Origin of the sequence: Ramlibacter cellulosilyticus, from assembly GCF_014297465.1 — a bacterium.
GTDB classification, from domain to species: Bacteria; Pseudomonadota; Gammaproteobacteria; order Burkholderiales; family Burkholderiaceae_C; genus Ramlibacter; species Ramlibacter cellulosilyticus.
Genome location: NZ_JACORT010000009.1, coordinates 169,379 through 195,955 on the forward strand (window position 1 = coordinate 169,379; position 26,577 = coordinate 195,955).

The 26,577-nt window shown below is 68.7% G+C and carries 28 protein-coding genes and 1 tRNA gene; 19 read left to right on the top strand and 10 right to left on the bottom strand.

Going from position 1 to position 26,577, the window contains the following annotated elements; genetic code table 11:
• The first annotated feature begins 5 nt into the window (after positions 1-5).
• Genes H8N03_RS19795 through H8N03_RS19805 form a run of 3 tightly spaced genes read left to right on the top strand, consistent with a single transcriptional unit; the run spans position 6 to position 3,060 of the window.
• Positions 6-977: an aspartate carbamoyltransferase catalytic subunit gene (locus H8N03_RS19795; protein WP_187077943.1), complete on the top strand. Its 972-nt coding sequence runs from the start codon at positions 6-8 to the stop codon at positions 975-977.
• Positions 974-2,278: a dihydroorotase gene (locus tag H8N03_RS19800; protein ID WP_187077944.1), complete on the top strand. Its 1,305-nt coding sequence runs from the start codon at positions 974-976 to the stop codon at positions 2,276-2,278. Before H8N03_RS19795 ends, H8N03_RS19800 begins: the two co-directional genes overlap by 4 nt.
• On the top strand, positions 2,275-3,060 hold the full coding sequence (locus H8N03_RS19805; protein WP_187077945.1) for a lysophospholipid acyltransferase family protein: 786 nt from the start codon (positions 2,275-2,277) through the stop codon (positions 3,058-3,060). Before H8N03_RS19800 ends, H8N03_RS19805 begins: the two co-directional genes overlap by 4 nt.
• 59 nt (positions 3,061-3,119) lie before the next feature.
• Here H8N03_RS19805 and H8N03_RS19810 read toward each other — a convergent pair whose 3' ends face one another.
• The gene (locus H8N03_RS19810) at positions 3,120-4,214 is read right to left on the bottom strand and encodes an ABC transporter ATP-binding protein (RefSeq protein WP_187077946.1); all 1,095 of its coding nucleotides are present in this window, start codon (positions 4,212-4,214) and stop codon (positions 3,120-3,122) included.
• Positions 4,215-4,290: 76 nt separating this feature from the next.
• Between H8N03_RS19810 and H8N03_RS19815 the strand changes: the two genes are divergently transcribed.
• Positions 4,291-5,892 carry an ABC transporter permease gene (locus H8N03_RS19815; RefSeq protein ID WP_187077947.1) on the top strand — a complete coding sequence of 534 codons (1,602 nt, stop codon included), beginning with the start codon at positions 4,291-4,293 and terminating at the stop codon, positions 5,890-5,892.
• Here H8N03_RS19815 and H8N03_RS19820 read toward each other — a convergent pair whose 3' ends face one another.
• Entirely contained in the window at positions 5,893-6,120 is a 228-nt protein-coding gene (locus H8N03_RS19820) for a hypothetical protein (RefSeq protein WP_187077948.1), read from the bottom strand.
• 237 nt (positions 6,121-6,357) lie between these two features.
• A complete protein-coding gene (locus tag H8N03_RS19825; protein ID WP_187077949.1) occupies positions 6,358-6,834 on the bottom strand; it encodes a hypothetical protein in 477 nt (158 codons plus the stop codon).
• A gap of 156 nt (positions 6,835-6,990) precedes the next feature.
• Between H8N03_RS19825 and H8N03_RS19830 the strand changes: the two genes are divergently transcribed.
• Positions 6,991-7,503 (top strand): hypothetical protein, encoded by a 513-nt coding sequence (locus H8N03_RS19830; RefSeq protein WP_187077950.1) that lies wholly within the window; start codon positions 6,991-6,993, stop codon positions 7,501-7,503.
• Positions 7,504-7,526: 23 nt separating this feature from the next.
• Here H8N03_RS19830 and H8N03_RS19835 read toward each other — a convergent pair.
• The 5 genes from H8N03_RS19835 to H8N03_RS19855 form a co-directional block, all read right to left on the bottom strand.
• A tRNA-Arg gene (locus H8N03_RS19835) sits at positions 7,527-7,601 on the bottom strand.
• Positions 7,602-7,636: 35 nt separating this feature from the next.
• Positions 7,637-7,846: a hypothetical protein gene (locus tag H8N03_RS19840; RefSeq protein WP_187077951.1), complete on the bottom strand. Its 210-nt coding sequence runs from the start codon at positions 7,844-7,846 to the stop codon at positions 7,637-7,639.
• A gap of 154 nt (positions 7,847-8,000) precedes the next feature.
• Positions 8,001-9,191 (bottom strand): vWA domain-containing protein, encoded by a 1,191-nt coding sequence (locus tag H8N03_RS19845; RefSeq protein ID WP_187077952.1) that lies wholly within the window; start codon positions 9,189-9,191, stop codon positions 8,001-8,003.
• Positions 9,192-9,193: 2 nt separating this feature from the next.
• A complete protein-coding gene (locus tag H8N03_RS19850) occupies positions 9,194-9,829 on the bottom strand; it encodes a GNAT family N-acetyltransferase (protein WP_187077953.1) in 636 nt (211 codons plus the stop codon).
• A gap of 2 nt (positions 9,830-9,831) precedes the next feature.
• Positions 9,832-10,674 carry an AAA family ATPase gene (locus tag H8N03_RS19855; protein WP_187077954.1) on the bottom strand — a complete coding sequence of 281 codons (843 nt, stop codon included), beginning with the start codon at positions 10,672-10,674 and terminating at the stop codon, positions 9,832-9,834.
• 90 nt (positions 10,675-10,764) lie between these two features.
• Here H8N03_RS19855 and H8N03_RS19860 point away from each other — a divergent pair, with 90 nt between their 5' ends.
• Positions 10,765-11,502 (top strand): c-type cytochrome, encoded by a 738-nt coding sequence (locus H8N03_RS19860; RefSeq protein ID WP_187077955.1) that lies wholly within the window; start codon positions 10,765-10,767, stop codon positions 11,500-11,502.
• A gap of 55 nt (positions 11,503-11,557) precedes the next feature.
• On the opposite strand, the gene H8N03_RS19865 is transcribed toward H8N03_RS19860, so the two are convergent.
• A complete protein-coding gene (locus H8N03_RS19865; protein WP_187077956.1) occupies positions 11,558-11,986 on the bottom strand; it encodes a DUF1841 family protein in 429 nt (142 codons plus the stop codon).
• A 146-nt stretch (positions 11,987-12,132) separates the two neighbouring features.
• On the opposite strand from H8N03_RS19865, the gene H8N03_RS19870 reads away from it, so the two are divergent.
• From H8N03_RS19870 to H8N03_RS19930, 13 genes are all read left to right on the top strand, one after another.
• Complete coding sequence (locus tag H8N03_RS19870; protein WP_187077957.1) at positions 12,133-13,089, top strand: TAXI family TRAP transporter solute-binding subunit; 957 nt, start codon at positions 12,133-12,135, stop codon at positions 13,087-13,089.
• Positions 13,090-13,096: 7 nt separating this feature from the next.
• The gene (locus tag H8N03_RS19875) at positions 13,097-15,133 is read left to right on the top strand and encodes a TRAP transporter permease (RefSeq protein ID WP_187077958.1); all 2,037 of its coding nucleotides are present in this window, start codon (positions 13,097-13,099) and stop codon (positions 15,131-15,133) included.
• On the top strand, positions 15,130-16,068 hold the full coding sequence (locus tag H8N03_RS19880) for a dihydrodipicolinate synthase family protein (protein ID WP_187077959.1): 939 nt from the start codon (positions 15,130-15,132) through the stop codon (positions 16,066-16,068). Before H8N03_RS19875 ends, H8N03_RS19880 begins: the two co-directional genes overlap by 4 nt.
• A gap of 182 nt (positions 16,069-16,250) precedes the next feature.
• Positions 16,251-17,198: a LysR family transcriptional regulator gene (locus tag H8N03_RS19885; RefSeq protein ID WP_187077960.1), complete on the top strand. Its 948-nt coding sequence runs from the start codon at positions 16,251-16,253 to the stop codon at positions 17,196-17,198.
• 257 nt (positions 17,199-17,455) lie between these two features.
• Positions 17,456-17,962, top strand: a complete 507-nt coding sequence (locus H8N03_RS19890) for a cupin domain-containing protein (RefSeq protein WP_187077961.1) — start codon at positions 17,456-17,458, stop codon at positions 17,960-17,962.
• A gap of 10 nt (positions 17,963-17,972) precedes the next feature.
• Positions 17,973-18,935, top strand: coding sequence for a hydroxyquinol 1,2-dioxygenase (locus tag H8N03_RS19895; protein ID WP_187077962.1), 963 nt, complete (start codon positions 17,973-17,975; stop codon positions 18,933-18,935).
• Between the two features lie 119 nt (positions 18,936-19,054).
• Entirely contained in the window at positions 19,055-19,525 is a 471-nt protein-coding gene (locus H8N03_RS19900; RefSeq protein WP_187077963.1) for a nuclear transport factor 2 family protein, read from the top strand.
• A 22-nt stretch (positions 19,526-19,547) separates the two neighbouring features.
• Positions 19,548-21,011: an aldehyde dehydrogenase family protein gene (locus H8N03_RS19905; protein ID WP_187078048.1), complete on the top strand. Its 1,464-nt coding sequence runs from the start codon at positions 19,548-19,550 to the stop codon at positions 21,009-21,011.
• A 20-nt stretch (positions 21,012-21,031) separates the two neighbouring features.
• Positions 21,032-22,285 (top strand): ABC transporter substrate-binding protein, encoded by a 1,254-nt coding sequence (locus H8N03_RS19910; RefSeq protein ID WP_187077964.1) that lies wholly within the window; start codon positions 21,032-21,034, stop codon positions 22,283-22,285.
• 10 nt (positions 22,286-22,295) lie between these two features.
• A complete protein-coding gene (locus H8N03_RS19915) occupies positions 22,296-23,015 on the top strand; it encodes an ABC transporter ATP-binding protein (RefSeq protein WP_187077965.1) in 720 nt (239 codons plus the stop codon).
• 1 nt (position 23,016) lies between these two features.
• Complete coding sequence (locus H8N03_RS19920) at positions 23,017-23,718, top strand: ABC transporter ATP-binding protein (RefSeq protein WP_354005149.1); 702 nt, start codon at positions 23,017-23,019, stop codon at positions 23,716-23,718.
• A gap of 4 nt (positions 23,719-23,722) precedes the next feature.
• Positions 23,723-24,592, top strand: coding sequence for a branched-chain amino acid ABC transporter permease (locus H8N03_RS19925; RefSeq protein ID WP_187077966.1), 870 nt, complete (start codon positions 23,723-23,725; stop codon positions 24,590-24,592).
• Between the two features lie 91 nt (positions 24,593-24,683).
• The gene (locus tag H8N03_RS19930) at positions 24,684-25,622 is read left to right on the top strand and encodes a branched-chain amino acid ABC transporter permease (RefSeq protein WP_255428304.1); all 939 of its coding nucleotides are present in this window, start codon (positions 24,684-24,686) and stop codon (positions 25,620-25,622) included.
• A 128-nt stretch (positions 25,623-25,750) separates the two neighbouring features.
• On the opposite strand, the gene H8N03_RS19935 is transcribed toward H8N03_RS19930, so the two are convergent.
• Positions 25,751-26,548 carry an IclR family transcriptional regulator domain-containing protein gene (locus H8N03_RS19935; protein WP_187077968.1) on the bottom strand — a complete coding sequence of 266 codons (798 nt, stop codon included), beginning with the start codon at positions 26,546-26,548 and terminating at the stop codon, positions 25,751-25,753.
• Between the last annotated feature and the right edge of the window lie 29 nt (positions 26,549-26,577).

A 26,577-nucleotide genomic window follows, 5' to 3' on the forward strand; every position in this document is an offset into this window, starting at 1 on the left:
ATCCCATGCTGCACAAGAGAAACCCGCAACTGAACAGCAACGGCGAGCTGATCCACCTGCTCTCCATCGAGGGGCTGCCGCGCGACATCCTCACGCACATCCTGGACACCGCGTCGAACTTCGTCAGCGTGAGCGACCGCGAGGTGAAGAAGGTGCCCATGCTGCGCGGCAAGAGCGTGTTCAACCTGTTCTTCGAGAACAGCACGCGCACGCGCACCACCTTCGAGATCGCGGCGACGCGCCTCTCGGCCGACGTGATCAACCTCGACATCGCGCGCTCCTCCACCGCGAAGGGCGAGTCGCTGCTGGACACCATCGCCAACCTCTCCGCGATGGCGGCCGACATCTTCGTGGTGCGGCACAGCGAGTCGGGCGCGCCCTACCTGATCGCGCAGCACGTCGCGCCGCACGTGCACGTGGTGAACGCCGGCGACGGCCGCCATGCCCACCCCACCCAGGGGCTGCTGGACATGTACACCATCCGCCACTACAAGAAGGACTTCGCCAACCTCACGGTGGCGATCGTGGGCGACGTGCTGCATTCGCGCGTGGCCCGCTCCGACATCCACGCCCTCACCACGCTCGGCTGCGCCGAGGTGCGCGTGGTCGGCCCCAGGACGCTCGTGCCCGGCGACATGAAGGACATGGGCGTGCGCGTGTGCCACTCGCTGGAAGAGGGCATCCGGGGCTGCGACGTGATCATCATGCTGCGGCTGCAGAACGAGCGCATGAGCGGCGCGCTGCTGCCCTCGTCGCAGGAGTACTTCAAGCGCTACGGCCTCACGCCGGAGCGGCTCGCGCTGGCGAAGCCGGATGCGATCGTGATGCACCCGGGGCCGATCAACCGCGGCGTGGAGATCGACTCCTCCGTGGTCGACGGACGCCAGAGCGTGATCCTGCCGCAGGTGACCTTCGGCATCGCGGTGCGCATGGCGGTGATGGGCATCGTCGCCGCCAACACGCGGGAGGCCGCATGAAGATCCTCATCCGGCAGGGACGCGTGATCGATCCCGCGCGCAACTTCGACGAACACTGCGACGTGGCGCTGGCCGCCGGCCGCGTCATCGGCGTGGGCAGCATTCCCGAAGGCTTCGCGCCCAACCGCGTGATCGACGCGCGCGGCTGCATCGTCGCGCCGGGGCTGGTGGACCTGGCGGTGCGCCTGCGCGAGCCCGGCCACGAGCACGAGGGCATGCTGGAGAGCGAGATGGCCGCGGCCGTGGCCGGCGGCATCACCAGCGTCGTCTGCCCGCCCGACACCGACCCCGTGCTCGACGAGCCGGGGCTGGTGGACATGCTCAAGTTCCGGGCGGAGAAGCTGCACCAGGCGCGGGTGTTCCCGCTGGGCGCGCTCACGCGCAACCTCGCCGGCGAAGTGCTGACCGAGATGGCGGAGCTCACCGAGTCCGGCTGCGTCGGCTTCAGCCAGGCCGAGGTGCCGCTGGTGAACACGCAGGTGCTGCAGCGCGCGATGCAGTACGCGGCGACCTACGGCTACGCCGTGTGGCTGCGTCCGCAGGACTACCACCTGGGCAAGGGCGTGGCGGCGAGCGGCGCGCTGGCGACGCGGCTGGGCCTCTCCGGCATCCCCGTGATGGCGGAGACGATCGCGCTGCACACGATCTTCGAGCTGATGCGCGCGACCGGCGCACGCGTGCACCTGTGCCGCATCAGCAGCGCCGCGGGCGTGGCGCTGGTGCGGCAGGCGAAGCAGGAAGGCCTGAAGGTGAGCTGCGACGTCAGCATCAACTCCCTGCACCTCACGGACGTCGACATCGGCTACTTCGACAGCCGCATGCGCCTGTCGCCGCCGCTGCGCCAGCAGCGCGACCGCGACGCGCTGCGCGAGGGCCTGGCCGACGGGACCATCGACGCGCTGGTATCCGACCACACGCCCGTGGACGAGGACGCGAAGACGCTGCCTTTCGCGGAGGCGGAACCCGGTGCCACCGGCCTCGAGCTGCTGCTGGGCCTCGCCCTCAAGTGGGGCCAGGAGGACGGCGTCGGGCTCGTGCGCGCGCTCGCGGTGCTGACCAGCGAGCCGGCGCGCGTGCTGGGCTCCGCGCTCGGCACGCTGCAGGCGAGCGCCGGCCAGCTCGTGGACGGCGGCGTCGCGGACGTCTGCGTGTTCGACCCGCAGGCGCACTGGACGGTCACGCCCGCCGCTTTGCGCAGCCAGGGCCGCAACACGCCCTTCGGCGGGCACGAGCTGCCCGGCGCGGTGCGCTTCACGATCGTCGGCGGCCAGGTCGCCTACGAAGCCAAGCCCGCCGCGTGAGGCTGCTCCGCGCGCTCGGCAAGATCCTCCATGCGCTGGTCCATGCGCTGGCCGGCTGGCTGACCATCACGCTGCTGTTCCCGCGCTGGAACCAGCAGCGGCGCGACGCGACGGTGCAGGCCTGGGCGCAGCGCATGCTGCGCGTGCTGGGCATCCCCCTGCATGTGACCGGGCACGCGCCGGCGCAAGGGCCGATGCTGATCGTGTCCAACCACCTCTCCTGGCTGGACATCCTCGTGCTGCATGCGGCGCGGCACTGCCGCTTCGTGTCGAAGTCGGACGTGAAGCACTGGCCCTTGATCGGCACCTTGGCCACCGGCGGCGGGACGCTTTACATCGAGCGCGAGAAGCGGCGCGATGCGATGCGCGTGGTGCACCACATGGCCGAGAGCCTGAAGGCCGGCGACATCGTCGCGGTGTTTCCCGAAGGGACCACCGGCGACGGCAAGGCGCTGCTGCCTTTCCACGCCAACCTGATCCAGGCCGCGATCTCCGCGCATGCACCGGTGCTGCCGGTGGCGCTGCGCTTCGTGGACCGCGCGAGCGGGAAGGACAGCGAAGGGCCGCTCTACCTGGGCGACGACACGCTGGTCAGCTCGCTGTGGCGCACGCTGGCGGGAAGGCCGTTCGTGGCGCACGTGCGCTTCGGGGAGCCGCAGGTGGCGGAAGGTCGGGACCGCCGGCAGTGGGCGGAGGATTTGCGGGAAGCCGTGGAGGGTTTGAGACGTTTGAACGCAGAGGTCGCAGAGGGTACGCAGAGGTCGCAGAGAACATCCGCCTGAAGGTATTCCTCTGCGACTTCTGCGAATCCTCTGCGACCTCTGCGTTCAGGAAGGGTGGTTCAGGCCGGGAACGACGCTATGGGCGGCGCCGCCACCCCGCCTTCGCGCTCGAAGGTGACCACGTGGTCCACCTGCGCGCGGATGCCGATCCATTCGCCGATGCGGTGGTCGTGGTGGCTGGGCACGTGCGCGAGCAGCGTCTCTCCCGTGGCCAGCCGCAGCGTGTAGAGGAACTCCGAGCCGCGGAAAGCCTTGCGCACGATCTCCGCCTTCACGGGGGCCTCGTCGTCGTGGACGATGTCGTCGGCGCGCAGCAGCACCTCGCACTGGCCCCAGCCGAAGGCGGCGGGCAGCGGGCACTCGGCGCCGTCGGTCAGCGCGCCCAGCGCCGTGTGCACCACCACCTGGTTGCCCACGCGCTTGAGCGTTGCCGGCGCGAACACGCCGTGGCCGATGAAGTCCGCCACGAAGCGCGTGGCGGGCCGGTGGTAGAGCGTGTACGCGTCGTCCCACTGGTGCAATTTGCCTTCGTGCATGACGCCGATCAGGTCGCCGATGGCGAAGGCCTCCAGCTGGTCGTGCGTGACGAAGAGGGCGGTCGCCTGCGCCGCCTTGAGGATGCCGCGCAGCTCGTGCGCGAGCCGCTCGCGCAGGTCCACGTCCAGGTTGGAAAAGGGTTCGTCCAGCAGCAGCAGCTGCGGCCGGGGCGCCAGCGCGCGGGCCAGGGCGACGCGCTGCTGCTGCCCCCCCGAGAGCTCGTGCGGCATGCGCTGCTCGCTGCCGCCCAGGCCGACCAGCCCCAGCACTTCGGACACGCGCGCGCGGCGCTCGGACCGCGAGAGGCTGCGCGGCAGGCCGAAGGCGACGTTGCGTTCCACGTCGAGGTGGGGGAAGAGGGCGTAATCCTGGAAGACCATGCCGACCTGCCGGCGCTCGGGCGGGACCCGCGCCACGTCCTGGCCGGAGATCCGGATCTCGCCCGCGCTGGCCGGCTCCAGGCCGGCCACGGCGCGCAGCAAGGTGGTCTTGCCGCAGCCCGAGGGGCCGATCAGCACGCCGATGTCGCCCGCGCGCAGGCCGAGCGACACGCCGTCGACGGCGGGACGGGGCCGGCCGGGGTATTGGACGCTCAGCTGGCGCAGCTCCAGATGCATGAGCACGATTCTAGATGCATACAATTCTCATTTACGTGATCAACGTCAATCGCGCCCCGGCGCCGCCCCCTCCTCCATGCGCCGGCTGAAAGACCTCCCGCTGCTGCTCGTCGCCGGCCTGCTGCTGCTGCCGGTCCTCGCCGTGCTGGGCTCCTGGTTCTCCTGGGACGCTGCCAGCGGCCAGATCCTGGGCGAGATGGCCGCGACGGTGCTGCCGGCGTACGCCCGCACCAGCCTCTTGCTGTGCCTGGCCGTCGCCGCGGGCGCGGCCCTCGTCGGCACCGCGGGCGCGGCGGCCGTGACGCTGTTCGATTTCCCCGGCCGGCGCCATTTCGAATGGGCCCTGCTGCTCCCGCTGGCCATGCCGGCCTATGTGGTCGCCTATGCGTACACCGACTTCCTGCAGTTCAGCGGCCCGCTGCAGGTGTGGCTGCGCGAGCGCTTCGCGCTGGAAGGCCGCGTGTTCCCCGAAGTGCGCAACCTGCCGGGCGCGGTCTTCGTGTTCGTCTTCTCGCTCTACCCCTACGTCTACCTGCTGGTGCGCACCGCCCTGGCGGAGCGCGCCGCGCAGCTGATGGAAGCGGCGCGCCTGCTGGGTGCACCGCTCGCGCGCCGCATCCGCACCGTGGCGGTGCCGCTCGCGCGTCCGGCGATCGCTGCCGGCGTCGCGCTGGCGCTGATGGAGACGCTGGCCGACTTCGGCGTCTCCAGCTACTTCGGCATCCAGACCTTCAGCACGGGCATCTACAAGGCCTGGCTCGCCATGGACAACCGCATCGCCGCCGCGCAGCTCGCGACGGTGCTGCTGGTCGTCGTCGCCCTGCTGCTCGGGCTCGAGGCCCGCGCGCAGAAGCGCCTGCGCTTCGCGGCGATGCGCGCGCGCGGCGGCACCGAGGCGCAGCCGATCGTGCTGCGCGGCATGGCGCGTGTCCTGGCCTGGTGCGTGTGCGGCCTGCCGGTGCTGCTCGGATTCGTGCTGCCGCTGGCGTTCATGCTGCGGCCGCTCGCCGCCGACTGGTCGGTGCTGCCCTGGGACCGCTTCCTGCAATGGTCCTTCAACAGCCTGCGACTGGGCGGGCTGAGCGCTGCGCTGGCCGTGCTGCTCGCGCTGCTGCTCGCGTACCGCGTGCGGCGCGCGCCCGACGGGCTCACGCGCGGCGTCGTGCACCTGGCCGGCCTGGGCTATGCGGTGCCGGGCACGGTGCTCGTCGTGGGGCTGCTGCTGCCCGTCGGCTGGGTGCAGCAGGCCTGGCCCGCCAGCGGCGTGGGCTACTGGATGACGGCCACCGTGCTGGGGATCGTCTGGGCCTACCTGGTGCGCTTCGTGTCGGTCGCCCTGCAGTCGGTGCAGAGCGGCTATGCGCGCATCCCCGCCAGCTTCGACGATTCCGCCCGCATGCTGGGCGCGGGGGGCGCCGGCCTGCTGGCGCGCGTGCACTGGCCGCTGCTGAAGCGCTCCGCGGCCGCGGCGGCGCTGCTGGTGTTCGTGGACGTGATGAAGGAACTGCCCGCGACGCTGGTGCTGCGGCCCTTCAACAGCGACACGCTGGCGGTGGTGGCCTACCAGCTCGCCCGCGACGAGCGCCTGGGCGAAGCCGCCCTGCCGTCGCTCGCGCTGGTGCTGGTGGGGCTGGTGCCCGTCGTCCTCCTGAGCCGGACCCTGCGCTCGCGCGCTTGATCAGAGGTCGTCGGCGGCGACGGGGCGGTCCTGTGGCGGCTTGCGGAAGACCACTTCGCCGGTCGGCACGTGCACGACGCGGATCTCGCTGCCGCGGGTGAAGCTCTTGGCGGCGATGCTGACCGCCAGCGCGCGGTCCTTGACGGCGAGTTCGCTGGTTCCGGCCACGGGCCAGAACCGTCCGGCGATCGGTTGCGCGCTTTCGATCCGGTAGTCGGCAGATGTCATGAACCTTCTCCTGCGGGCGTCTCGTCTTCGAACTTGTGGACCCATGCTAGGAGGCTTGGATGACAGTGCGAAGACGGCGCATTGCAAGGGGAAACGCAAACTCGTAACCCTTCGCAATGGTGCGTCGCAATACCATGCAAGGGTCGCGCCACGTCTGTAGGAAGACCGCGCAGCGCGTGTCAGGCAGATGCGTACGACGAGCTCGTGTCGCATCACAGGCGCGCATCCGCGCCGGGTTCAGCCGAGGCTGGAGGGGCGCGTGAGCAGGCCCGTCGTCGTGAAGCGCGAGCGGCCCGGCTTGGTCCCGCGCGCGAAGCGCAGCTCGCGGCTCACGGGCTGGCCGCTGCGTTTCGCGACCATCAGCACGTCGACCTCGGAGCGCAGGTCCACCACGCGGCGATGGTCGTCGTGCAGCTGGCCGATGGCATCTTCGAGCGCGTCGTCGCGCAACCGGCGGCTCGCGGTGTCCGTGGTGCGGCGGCGGCATTCGCCGCAGCGCCGCGCGAGTTCGACGGCCTCGCTGGTGCGCGGGAGCTCCTGCAGGTCGGCTTCGATCGAGCGTGCGACCTCCACGATTTCCGCGGCGAGCCGCGCCACGTGCAGATGACGCTCGGTGCGGCGGCGGCGCAGCCGCGCGAGCACCCAGGCGCCGACGGCGGCGAGGAGGCCCGTGGCTATCCACCAGCCGCGCGAAAACAGATCCTGCGGGTTCATGCCCACTCCCAACTCGTTGTTGCCCGCATTGTCTGCAGCGCGCGGCAGGAATGCGGCGTGCGTGCACGCGCCGGGTGCGACATTCCTCACGGTTACGGGATGTAACTGCATGCCACCGGTTGGCCCGGCGTCACGTCCGTGCAACGATTCGCGCCCATGCAAGACAAGAAGAAGAACGGGGTCGTCGCGCTGTTGCGGAGGATCTTCTCCCCCAAGTCGAAGCAGCCCGCCAGCGAACACCAGACGGATTACCAGGCCCTCGGCCACGCTTCGGGAGGACTCGAGGCCGAATACCAGCGCCTCGTGGAGCACCACCTGCGCCGCTGGGGCGTGGGCGAGCATTGCGCGCAGGTCGAGATCCAGCAGATCGAGCAGCGCAAGGGCCGCAGGGAGGTCTTCGTCGCCACCATCGTGCTGTCCGCCTGGGACCGCAACGGCGTGCTGCGCGTGCTGCTCGGACTGCCGATGCTGGACAAGAAAGTGCGGGAGGCGGTCAGCGCCTTGTGGCTGGCCGACGTGAGCGCGTTCCAGGGCGTCCTGCTGAAGGTGACGCCCGCCTTGCAGGAAGCGCCGGCGACGACCGAACTGCGCCACCTGCTGGTGAGCCTCACCGGCTCGCGCGCGCCGGGCGGGCGGAGGTCCGGCGACGGCGTGCCCCTGGTGCACTGAAGCGGAAGCTGCAGGCCTGGCGCTGGCGCCCCCGACAGGAATCGAACCTGTATCTAGCGCTTAGGAGGCGCTCGTTCTATCCATTGAACTACGGCGGCGGCGAGCGCCATTGTAGGGTGTGGGCGGCCGCGCTTCAGTGCGCGGCGAGTTCCAGCGCGCGCACCGCGACGAAGGCGCACGTGGCGGCCAGCAGGACCAGCCACGGACCGGGTGTCGCGTTCAGGCGGGGGAAGAGCATCAGGGCGGTGAGCCGCCAGGATGCTTCGCAGTCGCGGCCCTCGCGGGAGAACTCGCGGCCGCCAGCCGGGAGGGCGGGATGCTGCGGAGTGAAGGACGGACGCATGGGTTGAGGCGGATGCTGCGGTCTGGGTCCAGAGTAGGCAAGTGGAATTCCCGCCGCTGTAGGTGGAACGCTACAGCCGGAGTGCGAGAGCGGACAAACGGCAGTCAGACTGCGCGAATCCGCCACGCGGAGGATTGCATGCGGCAGTGCCGCATTACTTGGACAGCAGCCGCATGGCCTCTTCGAGGCCCTTGATCGTCAGCGGGAACATGCGCTGGTTCACCAGCTGCTGGATGACGGCGATGCTCTGGCGGTACTGCCACACGCCCTGCGGCTCGGGGTTGATCCACACGAACTTGGGGAAGGCGTTCGTCAGCCGCTGCAGCCACTCCGCGCCCGCTTCCTCGTTGTTGTATTCGACGCTCCCGCCCGGCTGCAGGATCTCGTAGGGACTCATGGTGGCGTCGCCCACGAACACGAGCTTGTAGTCCTTGTTGTACTTGCGGATGATGTCCCACGTCGGGAACTTCTCGCTGAAGCGCCGCCGGTTGTTCTTCCACATGAAGTCGTAGACGCAGTTGTGGAAGTAGTAGAACTCGAGGTGCTTGAACTCCGCCTTGGCCGCCGAGAACATCTCCTCCACGCGGTGGATGTGTTCGTCCATCGTGCCGCCCACGTCCATGAGCAGCAGCACCTTCACGTTGTTGTGGCGCTCGGGGACCATCTTGATGTCGAGATAGCCCGCGTTGGCGGCGGTCGACTTGATGGTGTCGTCGAGGTCCAGCTCCTCCTCGGCGCCCTGCCGCGCGAACTTGCGCAGGCGCCGCAGCGCCACCTTGATGTTGCGCGTGCCGAGTTCCTGGGTGTCGTCGTAGTCCTTGTAGGCGCGCTGGTCCCACACCTTCACCGCGCTCTTGTTGCGCGACTTGTCCTGGCCGATGCGGATGCCCTGCGGGTTGTAGCCGTAGGCGCCGAAGGGCGAGGTGCCGCCCGTGCCTATCATCTTGCTGCCGCCTTCGTGGCGTTCCTTCTGCTCCTCGAAGCGCTTCTTCAGCGTCTCCATGAGCTCGTCCCAGCCCATCTTCTCGATCTTCGCCTTCTCTTCCGGCGAGAGCTCGAGCTCCAGGTTCTTGCGCAGCCACTCGAGCGGCACGTCCTTGGTGAAGTCCGCGAGCAGTTCCACGCCCTTGAAGTAGGCGGCGAAGGCGCGGTCGAACTTGTCGTAGTGCTTCTCGTCCTTCACCAGCGCGGTGCGGGCGAGGTAGTAGAAGTCGTCGAGGCTGTAGTTGCCGTCGCTTTCCGGGCCGACGACGCCTTCCTTGAGCGCCTCGACCAGGGTGAGGTATTCCTTGACGGAGACCGGCAGCTTGGCGCTGCGCAGCGTGTAGAAGAAGTCGATCAGCATGCTCAGGCTCCCGACCTCGTAGGCTGGGTTTCGCGAAGCGAACCCCAGCGTTCGAGTTGATGCAACAGGTGCGCCTTCACCTCCGGCCATTCCCCGGCCGCGAGGCTGTACATGACGGTGTCGCGGATCGTGCCGTCGCGGCGCATGGCATGGCCGCGGATGACGCCGTCCTTCTTCGCGCCGAGCCGCTCGATCGCGCGCTGCGACGCGTAGTTGTAGTTGTCCGTACGCCAGCCCACCACCTTCGCCCCCAGCGTCTCGAAGGCATGCTGCATCAGCAGCAGCTTGCAGGTGGTGTTGAGCGCCGTGCGCTGGCGGCTTTTCGCGTACCAGGTGTAGCCGATCTCCAGGCGCTTCACCTCCGGCAGGATGTCGTGGTAGCTGCTGCTTCCAATGACCTGGCCGGTGGCTGCATCCAGCACGGCGAAGGCCACGCGCTTGCCTTCGTCGAACATGCGCAAGGCGTCCTGGATGTACCTGCGGGTGTTCTCCGGCTCGGGGACGGAGGTGACCCGGATGTTCCAGAGCTCGCCGTCGGCGGCCGCGGCCTTCAGGCCTTCTTCATGCTGCAGGCCGAGGGGCACCAGCCGCACGCCGCGGTCGGCGAGTTCCAGCGGCTTCACCCAGTCCTGTCCCATGGCTACCGGTTGTGGCGCTGCATGAAGACGAGCTTCTCGAACAGCGTCACGTCCTGTTCGTTCTTCAGCAGCGCGCCCACCAGCGGCGGCACGGCGACCTTCTCGTCCTTGCTTTGCAGCGCGTCGACGGGGATGTCCTCGGCGACCAGCAGCTTCAGCCAGTCCAGCAGCTCGGAGGTGCTGGGCTTCTTCTTCAGGCCCGGCAGGTTGCGCACGTCGTAGAAGGTCTTCATCGCCGCGGTCAGCAGCTCCTTCTTCAGGCCGGGGAAGTGCACGTCCACGATCTGCTTCATCGTGTCGGCGTCGGGGAACTTGATGTAGTGGAAGAAGCAGCGGCGCAGGAAGGCGTCCGGCAGCTCCTTCTCGTTGTTGGACGTGATGAACACCAGCGGACGGTGCTTCGCCTTCACCAGCTCGCGCGTCTCGTAGACGTAGAACTCCATGCGATCGAGTTCGCGCAGCAGGTCGTTCGGGAATTCGATGTCGGCCTTGTCGATCTCGTCGATCAGCAGCGCCACCGGCTGGTCCGCCGTGAAGGCCTGCCACAGCACGCCCTTGACGATGTAGTTGTGGATGTCCTTCACGCGCTGGTCGCCCAGCTGCGAGTCGCGCAGGCGGCTCACCGCGTCGTATTCGTACAGGCCCTGCTGCGCCTTGGTCGTCGACTTGATGTGCCACTGCAACAGCGGCATGTCCAGCGCCTGCGCCACCTCCTCGGCGAGCATCGTCTTGCCGGTGCCGGGCTCCCCCTTGACCAGCAGCGGGCGCTTCAGGGTGATGGCGGCGTTCACCGCCAGCATCAGGTCCTGCGTGGCGACGTAGTTCTGGGAACCTTGGAACTTCATGGACGGGGGTGGAAAGGGCGGCCGGGGAGGGACCCCTATAATCGCCGGTTGATCGAAAGAAACTGACCTTCGTCAGATTGTGCTCGCAAAATGAACAAGTTGTTGAACACGCTTTTCGCCCTCGTTGTCGCTTCCGTGACCAGCCTCGCGCTGGCGCAGCAGCCGCCGGCGACGGCACCCGCGGGCGCCCCTGGCGCGAACTCCCCCGGCGCGACGCCCGCCGCCGGGCCGGCGAGCCCGAAGTCGCTGGAGGCCAAGGTCGCGATGTGCGTGGGCTGCCACGGCATCGTCGGCTACAAGTCCAGCTTCCCGGAGGTCTACCGCGTTCCCAAGATCGCCGGCCAGAGCGCCAAGTACATCGCCGCGGCGCTCAATGCGTACAAGACCGGTGACCGCAAGCACCCGACGATGCGCGGCATCGCCGAAAGCCTGAGCGACCAGGACGTCACCGACATCGCCGCCTACTACGAGAAGCTCGGTGCCGAGGACCGCAAGCCGATCGCCGAGAAGCCGAGCCGCGAGCCGAGCGCCCAGGTGGCCGGCCTGCTGCAGAAGGCGGCCTGCGCCTCCTGCCACGGCGCCAACTTCTCCAAGCCGATCGACCCCAGCTACCCGAAGATCGGCGGCCAGTACGCCGACTACGTCTTCGTGGCGCTGAAGGCGTACAAGACCGAGAACAATCCCGCCGTCGGCCGCAACAACGGCGTGATGGGCGCGATCGCCAAGCAGTTCTCCAACGCGGAACTGAAGGCGCTGTCCAATTATGTGGGCTCGCTGGAAGGCGAGATGGCGACGGTGCCGGAATCGCGCTGGCACAAGAGCCACTGACGCGCACGTGTTGCAATGAAAGAGGGCCCTTCGGGGCCCTTTTTCGTTGCCGGTCCTATCGCGTGGCCCGCCGCTGCACGCACTCCACGTACGCCTCGCCATCCGGCGGCCTTCCGGCGCGCTGGCTCTCCCACAGCATCTGCCCGAGGCACTCCATCGCTTCGTGGTGCGCGTCGTGCAGCGAATTGCGGCGCGCGGCCAGCAGTTCCACGGCCTGGCGGATGCCGCGCGGCTGGTCGATCGAGCACTGTTCGCTGATGGACAGGTGCATGGACAGGTGCAGGAAGGGATTGGTCCCCTCGGAGCCGTCGTAGACGCGCGCGACCGCCGCCTCGGCATCGGCCATGTCCGCGTCGTATTCCGGGTGCTCCTTCAGCCACTCGTGCGCCAGCGTTTCCAGCGCGTCGAGCATCTGCCCGTCGCGGGCCTTGGCGTGCACGCCGCAGAAGAAGCGGCGCACGTCTTCCTGGGAAGGCGCAAACATCCGTTCAGGTTAGCACGCCAACGAAATGCCTCGTCGGAACTGATGGAAAGTCTGTAGAGACCGCAGGGTCCTCCGGCGGCAGAATGGGCCGGCCCGCACCTCCCTGTGCGCGGATGCTTTCGTCCAAACGATTCGGAGACAGACGCATGAAGTTCATCAGGACGCTGTTGCTCGCCGCCGCGAGCCTCGGCCTCGCCCTCGCGGTGCAGGCACAGAACATTTCGGTCGCCACCGGCGGCACCGGCGGGGTGTACTACCCCATGGGCGGCGGCCTCGCGGCCGTGCTGTCCAAGTACGTGCCCGGCATGCAGGCCACCGCCGAGGTCACCGGCGGTTCGGTCGACAACCTCAAGCTGATCGGCAGCGGCAAGCCCTACGTCGGCTTCAGCATGAGCGACGCCGCGCAGGACGCCTTCAAGGGCGAGGACAAGTTCAAGGGCAACAAGGTGCCGGTGCGCACGCTGATGGTCCTGTATCCCAACCGCATGCACGTGGTGACGGTCGACGGCAAGGGCATCTCCAGGTTCGCCGACCTGAAGGGCAAGCGTGTGTCCACCGGCTCTCCCGGCAGCGCGACCGAAGTCATGGCCTTCCGCCTGATCGAAGCGGCCGGCTGGGACAAGGACAAGGACGTGAAGCGCGAGCGCCTGTCCGTCGCCGAATCCGTCAACGCGCTGAAGGACGGCAAGATCGACGCGTTCTTCTGGGTCGGCGGCCTGCCGACCGCGGCCGTCTCGGACCTCGCCAACACGCCCGGCAACAAGATCAAGATGATCGACCACGCCGAGCTGGTGCCGGCCATGAACAAGAAGTACGGCAACCTGTACGTGCAGGACGTGATCCCGAAGGCCACCTACCACGGCATGGAAGGCGACAACCACCAGGCCACCGTGCAGAACATCCTGGTCGCCGCGGACAGCATGGACGAGAAGACCGCGTACAACATCGTCAAGGCGGTGTTCGACCACAAGGCCGACATCGTCGCCGTGCACAAGGAAGCGGAGAACTTCAAGCTGGAGAACCAGAAGAAGGATGCTTCGCCGATCCCGTGGCACCCGGGCGCGGTCAAGTACTTCGCGGAAAAAGGCATCAAGCTGAACTGACGCACGCATGACCGGAACGGACCACCAGGCAGAGCGGGCGCAGCTGAGCGCCGACATCGACGCGGCGGCCTTGCAGAAGGCCGAGGAGTACATCGAGCAGGAAGAAGGCGCGGCCAACAAGTTCAAGGGGGCGATGGCCGTCTTCATCACGCTCGCCGCCGTCGTGATGTCGGCCTTCCACCTCTACACGGCCTACGCGATCGTGCCCACGCAGACGCTGCGGCCGGTGCACGTGGCCTTCGTGCTCTTCCTCTGCTTCCTGGTCTTTCCGGTCGCGCCGCGCTTCCGCCACCGCATCATGTGGTGGGACTGGATCATGGCGGCGCTGGCCATCGCGGTGGTCGTCTACGCCATCCAGGGCGGCGACGACTTCACCGACCGCAACACGTCCCCGCTGCAGTGGGACATCGTCTTCGGCGTCTGCCTCATCCTGCTGGTGCTGGAGGCGATGCGCCGCACCGCCGGCTGGGTCATGCCGGTGGTCTGCCTGGCCTTCCTCGCGTACGCGCTGTTCGGGCCCTACCTGCCCGCGCCGTGGACGCACAAGGGCTACGAGATCGGCCGCCTCGTCGGCGTGATGTACATGACGCTCGAGGGCATCTTCGGCAGCGCCGTCGACGTGTCCTCCTCGCTCATCATCCTGTTCACCATCTTCGGCGCCTTCCTGCAGTACTCCGGCGCCGGCAAGTTCTACCTGGACTTCTCGTTCTCCGCGATGGGCGGCAAGCCCACGGGGGCGGGGCGGACCGTGGTGCTCGCGTCCTTCCTGCTGGGCGGTCCGTCGGGCTCCGGCGTCGCGACGACCGTGACGCTGGGCACCGTGGCGTATCCGATGCTGGCCAAGGTCGGCTACGAGAAGAACGCCGCCGGCGGCTTGCTCGCCGCCGGGGGGCTGGGCGCGATCATTTCGCCGCCGGTGCTGGGCGCCGCGGCCTTCCTGATCGCCGAGTTCCTCAAAATCTCCTACCTCGACGTGCTGCTGATGGCGGTGATCCCGACCATCCTCTTCTACTTCGCGCTGTTCCTGATGGTCGAGATCGACGCGCGCAAGTACGGCATGCACGAAACCGTGTTCGAGAAGGTGGACTCGGTGTGGCACCTGACGCGCCGCTACTGGTTCCACTTCCTGTCGCTCGTGTCCATCGTCGGCTTCATGCTGTGGGGCTTCTCGCCCGTGCTGTCGGTGTTCTGGGCGACGGTCGTCTCCTTCGCCACCAGCCTGCTGCGCAGCGACACGACGCTGCTGCCGCGCGACCTGCTCCGCGGAAACGTGCTCAAGAACTTCTGGAACTCGCCCTTCATCCAGGCGCTGGAAGGCGGCTCGATCGGCGTGCTGAACGTCGCGGCGACCTGCGCGGGCGCCGGCATCATCGTGGGCGTCGTCACGCTGACCGGCCTCGGCCTGAAGTTCAGCTCCATCGTGATCGACTACGCCGGCGGCTCGCTGCTGCTGACGGCCATCTTCACCGCGCTGGTGGTGTGGATCATCGGCCTGGCAGTGCCGGTGACGGCCTCCTACATCATCTGCGCGGTCATCGCCGCGCCCGCGCTCACCAAGCTGGGCGTGCCCGAGTTCGCCGCGCACATGTTCATCTTCTACTACGCGGTGCTGTCCGAGGTGTCGCCGCCCACTGCGCTGTCGCCCTTCGCCGCGGCCGCGATCACCGGGGGTGATCCGTACAAGACCACGCTGCAGTGCTGGAAGTACACGGTGCCGGCCTTCCTCGTGCCCTTCGTGTTCGTGCTCGACCCGAGCGGCCTGGGCCTGCTGCTGATGGGGTCGACGAAGGCGCTCGCCACCGCGAACTGGTGGTCCATCGCCGAAGTGACGCTCACCTGCGCGCTGGGCATCGCCGCGCTGGCGGCGGGTTTCCAGGGCTGGGCGATCCGCAAGGCGACGACGCTCGAGCGCACGCTGCTGATCGTCGCCGGCTTCCTGCTCGCGTATCCCGGCTGGATCGCCGACCTCATCGGCATCGGCCTCGTGGTGGCGGCGCTCGCGATGCAGTTCCTGCGCAAGCAGCCTGCGACAATCTCGGCATGAGCAAGCAACTCGACGCGTCCGCCCAGGGCGTGTACCTCATCACCGTCACCCCGTTCACCGACAGCGGCGCGCTGGACCTCGCCAGCACCGACCGCATGGTGGACTTCTGCCTCGAGAAGGGCGTCACCGGCCTCACGGTGCTCGGCATCATGGGCGAGGCCACCAAGCTCACGATGGAGGAGTCGCGCACCTACGTGAAGCAGGTGCTCGCGCGCGTGAACGGGAAGATCCCGGTCGTGGTCGGCGCTTCCGCGCCCGGCTTCGCGCCGATGAAGGAACTCACGGATTCCGTGATGGACCTCGGCGCCTCGGGCGTGATGGTCGCGCCGCCGTCCACGCTGCGCACCGACGACCAGATCGTGTCGTACTTCCAGATGGTCGGCGAGACGCTCGGCCCGCAGGTGCCCTGGTGCCTGCAGGACCACCCGGTGTCCACCGGCGTGCAGATGACCGCGAACGTCATCCTGCGCATCCTGAAGAACTCGCCGACCTGCGTGATGCTGAAGCACGAGGACTGGCCGGGGCTGGCCAAGCTCACGGCCTACCGCGCGGCGAGCGACAAGGGCGAGGTGAAGCGCTTCTCCATCCTGTGCGGCAACGGCGGCGGCCTGTTCCTGCCCGAGGAACTCACGCGCGGCGCCGACGGCGCCATGACCGGCTTCGCCTATCCCGAGATGATGGTGGACGTGGTCGCGGCGCATGCGCGCGGCGACCGCGAACGCGCGCACGACCTCTTCGACGCCTACCTGCCGCTGGCGAAGTACGAGCAGCAGGCCGGCGTGGGCCTCGCGGTGCGCAAGTTCCTGTTCCAGGAGCGCGGCGTGATCGCGTCGGACTTCGTGCGCAAGCCGGGGCCGAAGCTGTCGGCGCAGGACGTGGCGGACATCCGGTTCCTGGTGAAGCGGCAGGAGAAGAGGCTGCGCGAGCTGGGGTGACCACCATCGGTGGGGTTCACTTCGTTCACCTGCCGCGGCTGTCGCCGCGCCACCCTGCGAATTCCATGATGCGGTCCCGCCTGTAGGGTGGCGGCGCGACAGCGCCGGAAGGTGAGCGCCAGCGAACCCCACCGGGCGGCACCCCCGATGACGCAGCCCGTTCCTGGGGCTAGAGTGCCCCCGTGGACCGCCTCCAGAACATCGAAACCTTCGTCCGCGTGGCGCAGACGCAAAGCTTCGCCGAAGCCGCGCGGCAGCTGCGCGTGGCCAAGTCGGTGGTGACCACGCGCATCAAGCAGCTGGAGGACTATCTCGGCGGCCCGCTGTTCCACCGCAGCACGCGCGTGGTGCGCCTCTCGGAGCTCGGGCAGGCCTTCCTGCGCGATTGCACCGAGCTCGTGGGCCGCGCCAACGACATCGTCGACCAGATGCGCGACGTGCGCGGCCGGCCCGCCGGCACCCTGCGCGTGCACGCGCTCACCGGCTTCGTGCTGGGGCACTTCGGCGCGCTGCTGCGCGACTTCCAGGCGCGCTACCCGGACATCCGCCTCGAGCTGATGGTGAGCGACGCGGTGGTGGATCCGGTGCAGGCGGGCGTCGACTGCGCGCTGCAGATCTTTCCCGCGGCTTCGACCGAACTCATCTCGCGCCCGCTCTTTCCCGTGCGCCGCGTGTTCTGCGCGACGCCGCAATACCTGGCCGCGCACCCCGAGCCGCAGGACCCGCGCGACCTGCACCACCACAAGCTGGGGCTCTACTCCGGCTACCCCACGCGCGACCGCTGGACCTTCCACCGCGATGGCGGGGAGCTCACCACCTATCTCGCGGCGGCGCTCCTCACGAACAGCGTGCACCTGCTGCGCGAGTACGCGCTGGAGCACGCCGGCATCGTCTGCCTGCCGACGCTGGTCGCCGGCGACGAGATCCGTGACGGGCGCCTGAAGGTGGTGCTGCCGGCGTACCAGCTCTCGTCGTTCTGGCTGAGCGCGGTGTATGCGGGCACCTCCCGGAATGCCTTCAAGCTGAAGCTGTTCATGGAGCACATCACCGACGCGTTCGCGAAGGTGCCGCCGTGGGATGGGGCGTTGATCGAGAAAGGTGTCCTGCCGAAGGAGTTGGTGGAGGCGTGAGCGCCGTTCGGTGGGGTTCGCGTTCGCTCACCGTCCGCGGCTTCGCCGCGCCACCCCACGAATCCGCGCAGGTTCCCGCGCCGTAGGGTGGCGCCGCGCCAGCGGCGGAAGGTGAGCGTCAGCGACCCCCACCGATCGCCCCGGGTAAACCCGCACGATTGTTCGCTCCCCCCGAACAATCCAGTCACGATCTGCCCCCTACCGGCCGAGCCACGCGCTTCCTAAAGTTCGCGTCCACCGAACCGAGGAGACAGCGCATGGCCGTGGCTTACCAGACCCGCTTCGGGTCGCTTTCCAGTTACGAGAAGGGGCGCGTGGAGCCGATCGCGGACGACGTGCGCCACTACGCGTTCAGCAACTGCTTCGAGACCGCCAGCCGCAGCGGGCCCTACGAGCGGGTCGTGTTCGGACAGAACCAGATCTACGTGCTCGAGGTGGCGCGCGCCGAAGGCTCCTCGCCCTGGTACACCTGCGCGCACGACGAGTTCGCGCTGTGCATGGATGGCGAGGTCGAGGTCCACCTCATCCAGTTGCAGGCTTCGCAGCACGTCCCCGACGCCGACCACAACGGCGCCGTGCTCGTCGAAGGCGAGCCGCAGGGCGCCAGGATGGGCTGGATGAAGCTGCGCCGCGGCCACCAGGCGCTGCTGCCGAAGAACACCGCCTACCAGTTCCGCTCGGCCCAGCCGGCCGTGCTGGTGCTGCAGACGTGCAAGGGCCAGCTCTCCGTCGAGAAGTGGGCCGAGATCTGCCAGGTGAAGTGAGGGGACGACCATGAACGAGCACGGTTACCAGGACTTCCGGCTGGGCAGCTTCACGTTCGCCCGCGACGAATATTTCGCCCACATCCGCTGGACCACGCGCGACGGCCGCCCGCTGTCGCACACCATGGACGTCGGCAATTACCTGCGCGCGCTGATGCGCGACGTGGCCTGGGGTTTCTTCTACGGCTGGGTGAACTTCGACCAGGTGCTGGGCACGGTCAACCACTACAAGTCGGTGGACCTCTACGCGGGCAGCTACAACGCCAACTTCAAGTCGGCCGGCGTCGACCTGCTGGAGAACTTCCCCACCGAGCAGATCCGCGCCACCTTCGAGCAGATGCTGGACGACTGGACCAACGAGGGCTTCGATCCCTTCGCCGCGCCGCAGGAGACCGGCACGCCTTACGGGCGCAAGCGCGGCGACAGCCGCAAGGCGATCACCCGTGCCCGCGAACTCGCGACGCGCTGCGTGGGCCTGAAAGGCGACCTGCCGCTGCGCACCGACGAACGCGGCGCGACGATCAATCGTGCCTTCGCCGACGTGCCGCAGGACGCGCCGGAGCTGCACCCCGAGCCCGGCTTCGAGAACGAGGTGCATGCCTTCAACCTGTTCGCGTTCCTCTCGCGTTCGCAGGTGACGTGGAACCCGTCGTTCACCAGCGTGGTGAAGTACAGCTACATGTGCCCGACGACCGAGGAGCACATCCTGCCCATCATCCACGGCAACGACCGCGTGGAGTGGTTCTTCCAGATGTGCGACGAGATCCACTGGGACTGCGCGGACAAGAACACCGGCAAGCCGCTGGCCCGCGTGATCATGAAGGCCGGCGACATGGCTGCCATGCCCGCCTACTGTCGCCACCAGGGCTACAGCCCCAAGCGCTCGATGCTGCTGGTGTGGGAGAACGGTTCGCCGAACCTGGTGTACGAGATCCAGAAGGGCGAGGCGCCCGAGGTTCCCGTCCAGTTCTGACCCCCTCCGTCATCCCCGCGGAGGCGGGGACCCAGGGCTTCCAGGCATTCCGCGCGCTGCGCGCGCGCTCTGGGCCCCCGCCTCCGCGGGGGTGACGGGTTCTTGTCGAAGGAGATCCCATGTCCCTCACCCGCCAATCCATGACCGACGAACAGCGCAAGTCCGTCGCCCTCGAGTACCTCAAGGCCTTCGACAACGCCGGCGTCACGTCCGACGGCGGCTCCATCCTGGAGCTCTTCGCCACCGATGCGCAGGTCTACTTTCCCAAGTGGGGCGTGGCCACCGGCCGCGACCAGATCGGCAAGTTGTTCGGCGACGTGGGCGGCACGCTCAAGTCCATCACGCACCACTTCGCGGAGTTCAACTGGATCTTCTCGGGCAGCGACTTCGTCGTGTGCGAAGGCACCAGCCACGGCGAGCACCGCGACGGCCCCTGGCGCGCCGGCGTGCCCGAGTGGGCCGCGGGCCGCTGGTGCGACGTGTTCGAGATCCGCGACTGGCAGATCCAGCGCTGCTTCATCTACCTGGATCCCGACTACGCCGGCCAGGACACGAAGCGCTACCCGTGGCTGACCGGCGTCGCCGGCTGATGCAATGGCCACGAAGCCCACCATCGCCCGCCAGCTGTTCATCAACGGCGAATTCACCGACGCCCTCTCGGGCGAGACGCTGCCCACGCTCAACCCGCACGACAACAGCGTGATCGCCGACGTGGCGCTCGCAGGGCGCGAAGACGTCGACCGCGCGGTCTCCGCCGCACAGAAAGCCTTCCCCGCCTGGAGCCGCAGGCCGGCCGCGGAGCGCGGGCGCATCCTGCTCAAGCTCGCCGACCTGATCGAGGCGAATGCCGACGAACTCGCGCGCCTGGAGTCGCTCGACACCGGGCACCCGCTGCGCGACTCGCGCATGCTCGACGTCCCGCGCACCGCCGCCTGCTACCGCTACTTCGGCGGCATGGCCGACAAGTTCCAGGGCGAGACCATCCCCGTGGAAGCCGGTTTCCTCAACTACACGCTGCGCGAGCCGGTCGGTGTCGTCGGCCAGGTGGTGCCATGGAACTTCCCGCTGATGTTCACGAGCTGGAAGATGGGACCGGCGCTCGCGGCGGGCAACACCATCGTGATGAAGCCGTCGGAGATCACGCCGCTCACCTCGCTGCGCATCGCGCAGCTGATGGCGCAGGCCGGCCTGCCGCCCGGCGTGGTGAACATGGTGCCGGGGCTCGGCGGCGTCGCGGGACAGGCGATCGCGGAACATCCCGGCATCGCCAAGGTGTCCTTCACCGGCAGCACGGCGACGGGCCGCCGCATCGTGCAGGCTTCCGCCGGCAACCTGAAGAAGCTGCAGCTGGAGCTGGGCGGCAAGGGCGCGAACATCGTCTTCGCCGACGCGAACCTTGCCGCCGCCGTCAACGGCAGCGCCTGGGCCATCTTCCACAACCAGGGCCAGGCCTGCATCGCGGGCTCGCGCCTGCTGCTGCACGCGAAGATCGCCGATGCCTTCCTCGCGAAGTTCATCCCGCTCGCGCAGTCGATCCGCCTGGGCAACCCGCTGGACGAGACCACCGAGATGGGGCCGCTGACCAGCGCCTTGCACCAGAAGCGGGTGCTGTCGTACGTGGAGGCGGCCCGCGCCGAAGGCGGCGAAGTGCTGTCCGGTGGCAAGGCCCCGGGCGGCGAGCTCGCCAAGGGCTGCTACGTCGAGCCCACCGTCGTGCGCGCGAAGACGCCGGGCGACCGCATCGCGCAGGAAGAAGTGTTCGGCCCCTTCGTCACCGTGCTCACCTTCCAGGACGAAGCGGAGGCGCTGGCGATCGCCAACGGCACCGACTACGGCCTGGGCGCCGGCCTGTGGACGCAGGACCTGCAGCGCGCCCACCGCTTCGCGCGCGAGCTGCGCGCGGGCATGGTCTGGATCAACAGCTACAAGCGCGTGAACCCGGGCTCGCCTTTCGGCGGGGTGGGCCTGTCCGGCTACGGCCGCGACATGGGCTTCGACGCGATGCGCGAGTACACGCAGGTCCGCAGCGTCTGGGTGAACGTGGACGCCCAGGTGCCGCCGCACTACCCCCGCTGACACAAGCAAGGAGACAAGCCATGCAACTCACCCGCAGACACTTCAACGGCGCGCTGGCGGCACTGGCCTCCGCCGGCGCCGCGCCCCGCGCCTTCGCGGCCGACGTCGTGAAGATCGGCTACGTGTCGCCGCAGACCGGCCCGCTCGCGCCGTTCGGCGAGGCCGACAAGTGGGTCATCGAGCAGATGAAGGCGGCGCTGAAGGACGGCATCGCCATCGGCGGGAAGAAGTACGAGGTGCAGGTGCTGCTGAAGGACAGCCAGTCCAGCCCGAACCGCGCGGGCGAGGTGGCGAACGACCTGATCCTGAAGGAGAAGGTGGCGCTGGTGCTCACCGCGGGCACGCCGGAAACCGCCAACCCGGTGAGCGACGCCTGCGAGCTGAACGAGGTGCCCTGCATCTCCAGCGTGGTGCCGTGGCAGCCCTGGTTCTTCGGGCGCAAGGGCGACCCGGCCAAGGGCTTCAACTGGACCTACCACGTGTTCTGGGGGCTGGAAGACGTCATCGCGAACTTCACCAACGGCTGGAAGAGCGTGTCGACCAACAAGAAGGTCGGCGGGCTCTTCCCCAACGACGGCGACGGCAACGCCTGGGGCGACAAGGAGCTGGGGTTCCCGAAGCCGCTGTCGCAGATGGGATTCACGCTGACGGACCCCGGCCGCTTCCAGAACGGCACGCAGGACTTCAGCGCGCAGATCGCGAAGTTCAAGTCCGAGGGCGTGGAGATCGTGACCGGCGTGGTGATCCCGCCGGACGCCAAGACCTTCCTCACGCAGGCGCGGCAGCAGGGCTTCCGGCCCAAGGTCGTGACGCTCGGCAAGGCGCTGCTGTTCCCGGGAGCGATCGAGGCGCTGGGCGACCTCGGCGACGGCCTCACGACGGAGGTGTGGTGGAGCCCGTCGCATCCCTTCAGCTCCTCGCTCACGAAGCAGAGCGCGCGGCAGCTCGCCGACGCGTACGAGGCCGGGACGAAGAAGCAGTGGACGCAGCCGATCGGCTTCGCGCATGCGCTGTTCGAGATCGCGGGCAACGCGTTGTCACGCAGCAAGTCCCTGAAGAACACCGACGTGCGCGACGCGATCGCCGCGACCAACCTGCAGACGGTGGTCGGTCCGGTGAAGTGGGGCGGGCAGGGGCCGTTCAGGAACGTGAGCAAGACGCCGCTGGTGCTCGGGCAGTGGGTCAAGGGCGGCAAGCACAAGTACGACCTCGTGATCGTGAACAACGAGGCGTTCAAGCAGATCCCGGCCGGCGGGCAGCTCAAGCCGATCTAGCAAGAACGCCATGCCGCTGCTCGCGCTGCACGACGTCCGCAAGGCCTACGGTGCGCTCCAGGTCACCGACGGCATCAGCCTCTCGGTGGAAGAGGGCGAGACGCTGGGCATCCTGGGGCCCAACGGCGCGGGCAAGACCACGCTGTTCAACCTGGTCTCGGGCGACGTGCGCGCCGACAGCGGCCGCGTGGAATACGCCGGTCGCGACGTGACGGCGCTGCCGCCGCACCAGCGCTGCCGCGCCGGGATGGCGCGCAGCTACCAGGTGCCGCAGCCTTTCGGCGCGATGACCGTGTTCGAGAACCTCGTGACCGCCGCGTGCTTCGGCGGCCGGCAGCCGGAACGCGCGGCCTGGGAGACGGCGCACGACGTCCTGCGCGAGACCGGGTTGCTGCCGCACGCGAACAGGCCGGCCGGTGCGCTGACGCTCCTGAACCGCAAGCGCCTCGAGCTGGCGCGTGCGCTCGCCACGCGGCCGCGGCTGCTGCTGCTCGACGAGATCGCCGGCGGACTGACGGAGCACGAGGCGCAGGAGCTCGTCGCCGAACTGCGGCGCATCAAGGCACGCGGCGTCACGATGGTCTGGATCGAGCACGTCGTGCACGCGCTGCTGTCGCTGTCCGACCGGCTGTTCGTCATCGACTTCGGCCGCAAGCTGGCCGAGGGCGAACCGCAGGCCGTGATCGCCGATCCGCAGGTGCGGCGCGTGTACATGGGCGTGGAGGCCTGAGGTGGGGCCGCTGCTCGCCACGCAGGGGCTGCAGGCGTTCTACGGCGACGCGCAGGCGCTGTTCGGCATCGACTTCACGCTCGCTCCCGGCGAGGTGGTGGCGGTGATCGGTGCCAATGGCGCGGGCAAGTCCACCTTCCTCAAGTGCCTGACGGGGCTGGTGAAGGCGCCACGCGACGCGGTGCGTTTCCGCGGGGAAGGCATCGGCGGGCTGCCGCCGGGCGAGATCGTGCGGCGCGGCGTCGGCATGGTGCCGGAGGGCCGGCGCCTGTTCCCCTCCCTGTCGGTGGAGGAGAACCTGCTGGTGGGCGCGAGCGCGCGCCGGCCCGGACCGTGGAACCTGCGGCGCATCTACCAGCTCTTTCCCGTGCTGCAGGAGAAGCGCAGGAACCCGGGCACGGCCCTCTCGGGCGGGCAACAGCAGATGGTGGCGATCGGCCGCGCGCTCATGGCCAATCCCGAGGTGCTGCTGTGCGACGAGCTCTCGCTGGGGCTCGCGCCCATCGTCATCCAGGAGATCTACCGCGCGCTGCCGCGGCTGACGCAGGAGGGCATGACGGTGGTGATCGTGGAGCAGGACGTGCAGACGGCGCAGCGCGTGTCGCAGCGGCTGTACTGCTTCCAGGAAGGACGCGTGTCGCTGGCGGCGGCCTCCACGCAGGTGACGCGCGAGCAAGTCTCCCGCGCGTACTTCGGAGTCTGACGCGATGCTCGACCTCTTCGTGCAGGCGGCGATGCTGGGCGGGCTGTACACGCTCTTCGCGCTGGGGCAGTCGCTGATGTTCGGCGTCATGCGCCTGACCAACACGGCGCACGGCGACTTCATCGTGCTGGCGGCGTTCGGCGCGGTCGCCGGGCTGATGCTGGTGGGCGCCTCGGGTGCGGCGACGGTGGGCGTCGCGCTCGCCTTGCTCCCGGTGGCGTTCGTCTTCGGCTGGGGGCTGCAGCGCTTCGTGCTGAACGGCACGCTCGGGCGCGATCCGCTGCCTTCGCTGGTGGTGACTTTCGGGCTCGCCATCGTCATCCAGAACCTGCTGCTGCAGCTCTTCTCGGCGGATCCGCGCTCGATCGAGACCGGTGGATTCAACACGCGCAGCCTGGCGCTGCCGGGAGGGGTCGCCGTCGGTGCGTTGCCCTTGCTGGTGCTCGGTGTGGCGCTCGCCGCGACGGCGGCGCTGCAATGGCTGTTCTCCGCCACCGCGCTGGGGCGCTCCTTCCGTGCCGTTTCCGACGACCGCGAGGTCGCGGAGCTCATGGGCGTGCACGCGGGCAAGGTCTACGCGCTCGCGACCGGCATCGCGTTCGTGCTGGTCGCGATCGCCGGCGTGCTGCAGGCGATGCGCACCACCGTGTCGCCTTCCGACGGCCCGCTGCTGCTGCTCTTCGCCTTCGAGGCGGTGATCATCGGCGGCATGGGATCGTTCTGGGGCACGCTGGCGGGTGCGATGCTGCTCGGGCTGGCGCAGCAGGTGGGGTTCCGTCTCGATCCCGGGTGGGGGATCTGGGCCGGGCACCTGGTGTTCCTCGCGGTGCTGGTGTTCCGGCCGCAAGGGCTGTTCCCGAAGACGAGGGGGTGAGATGAGTGCGGTGCCCATTCCCGGGGAGCCCTGGGCCGCCGCCTCTGCGGGGGTGACGGTTCAACGCGGAACGCGCGCCAATCAGCTCGCGTTGGCCGCAGGCATCCTCCTCCTCCTCGTCGCCGCGACCCTCCCCCTCTGGGGCGAATCCAGCTGGATGCGCGAGTTCGTCGAGATCGCCTGCTATTTCGTGTTCGCGATGATGTGGAACCTGCTCGCCGGCTACGGCGGCATGGTGAGCATCGGGCAGCAGGCCTTCTTCGGGCTGGGGGGCTACGCGATGCTGGCGCTGGGCAACTTCGCTGGCATGAACCCCTTCGTCGCCGTGCCGCTGGGGGCACTCGCTGCGGCCCTGGTCGCGTTGCCCGTGTCGTGGGTCGCGTTCCGCCTGCAGGGCGGCTACTTCGCGATCGGCACCTGGGTGATCGCGGAAGTGTTCCGCCTGGGCATCGCCAACATCCCCGCGGTGGGCGGCGGCTCCGGCACCACGCTCACCGCGCTGCGCGGCATCGGCAAGTCCACGCGCGAGAGCGTGACCTACTGGATGGCGCTCGCCTGCGTCGTGGCGTGCATTGCGGGGGTCTACCTGTTCCTGCGCAGCAAGCAGGGGCTCGCGCTGCAGGCGATCCGCGACAACGAGGTCGCCGCAGAGTCGCAAGGCATCGCGGTGCGGCGGATGAAGCTGGCCGTCTATGCCGTCGCAGCGCTGGGCGCCGGGCTCGCGGGTGCGCTGTACTTCGTCGGCAACCTGCGCATCAGCCCCGACGCCGCCTTCAGCGTGAACTGGACCGCCTTCGCCATCTTCATGGTGGTGATCGGCGGCATCGGCCGCATCGAAGGCCCGATCGTCGGCGCGCTGATCTTCTGGGCGCTGAACAAGTTCTTCAGCGACTGGGGGACCTGGTACCTGATGGGGCTGGGGCTGCTGGCGATCGTGGTGACGCTGTTCTTCAAGAAGGGGCTGTGGGGGTATGCGCAGGAGAGGTGGGGGTGGAGCCTCTTTCCCACGCAAAGGCGCTTGGTGGGGTGAACGGGGCCCGGTGGGGTTCGCTGTCGCTCACCGTCCGCGGCTGTCGCCGCGCCACCCTACGACTTGCGGTGCCTGTAGGGTGGCGGTGCGAGAGCACCGGAAGGTGAGCGGAGCGAACCCCACCTCACTCAAGCCACGACGAGCCTCCGCGACACTTCCTCCGCCGCCTTCCGCAGCGCCGGCAACATCGTCTCCTGCATCTGCCGGGGCGACGTCCGGTTCACCTGGCCGCTGATGTTCAGCGCCGCGATGGTCCGGCCCGCGCGGTTCACCACGGGCGCTGCGATCGACACCAGCCCTTCCTCCAGCTCCTGGTTGACGAGGCACCAGCCCTGGCGCCGCCCCTGCTGCACCTTCGCGAGCAGCGCGTCCACGTCGGTGAGCGTGTGCCGCGTGCGCGCCTCGCGCGGGCTCGCCTCCAGCAGCGCCACGACCTCGTCGTCGCGCAGCCCCGCCAGCAGCATGCGCCCGATCGACGTGCAATAGGCCGGCAGGCGCGAGCCCACCCCCAGGCTGTTGCGCATGATCTTGCGGGTGGACACGCGCAGCACGTAGACGATGTCCGTGCCTTCCAGCACGCCGGCGGAGCAGGACTCCTTGACCTCCTCCACCAGCGACTCCATCACCGGCTCGGCCACGTTCCACATCGGCATGGACGAGAGGTAGGCGAAGCCCAGGTCCAGGATGCGCGGCGTCAGCACGAAGAGCTTGCCGTCGCTCTCCACATAGCCGAGGGTCTGCAGCGTGAGCAGGATGCGCCGCGCGCCCGCGCGCGTCAGGCCGGTGCGCTGCGCGACCTCGCTCAAGGTCTGCCGCGGCGCGCTGGCGCTGAAGGAGCGGATCACCTCGAGCCCGCGCGCGAAGGACTGCACGTAGGCATCTCCCGGCCGGATGTCGGGGCTTTCGGGGCGGGCGGCGGTCGGCATGTAGAATTCATTATACGAACACTTGTTCG